The organism is Christiangramia aestuarii (assembly GCF_009735585.1).
GTDB lineage: Bacteria > Bacteroidota > Bacteroidia > Flavobacteriales > Flavobacteriaceae > Christiangramia > Christiangramia aestuarii.
This window is the reverse complement of the sequence record NZ_VJVW01000175.1, coordinates 1-360: the sequence shown is the minus strand read 5'-3', so window position 1 is coordinate 360 and position 360 is coordinate 1. Positions and strand designations below refer to the sequence as shown.

The following is a 360-nucleotide window of genomic DNA, read 5'->3' as shown; positions in this document are numbered from 1 at the left end:
TCAGGCAACCGGGTACCTGCTCGCGGGTCACCACCGGAATGAACTGCAGCTTGTGGGCATGCTCGGCCAGGTATTCGCGCTCGGCGAGGCCGGCGATCAGCTCGCGGTAGGCCAGCTCCTTGCTCTCACGCACGCTGTAGACCAGCTTGATGCTTTCGAAGCGCTCCCAGACCTCGAAGTCCTGCAGGATCGAGACGAACGGCGCCACACCGGTACCGGTGGCCAGCAGCCAAAGGTCACGACCATCCACGAAGCGGTCGAGGGTGAGGAAGCCGAAGGCCTGGCGATCGACCAGCAACTGGTCGCCCTCGCGCAGGCGGCTGAGTTCGCTGGTGAACTCGCCGTCCGGGACGACGATGG

Annotated in this window: 1 protein-coding gene; it reads right to left on the bottom strand. The window is 65.3% G+C overall.

The annotated features are described in order from the left end of the window. Positions 1 to 360 (bottom strand): ferredoxin reductase domain-containing protein (locus tag FLP08_RS17420; RefSeq protein ID WP_500681188.1); only part of this gene is annotated, 360 nt, incomplete at both ends.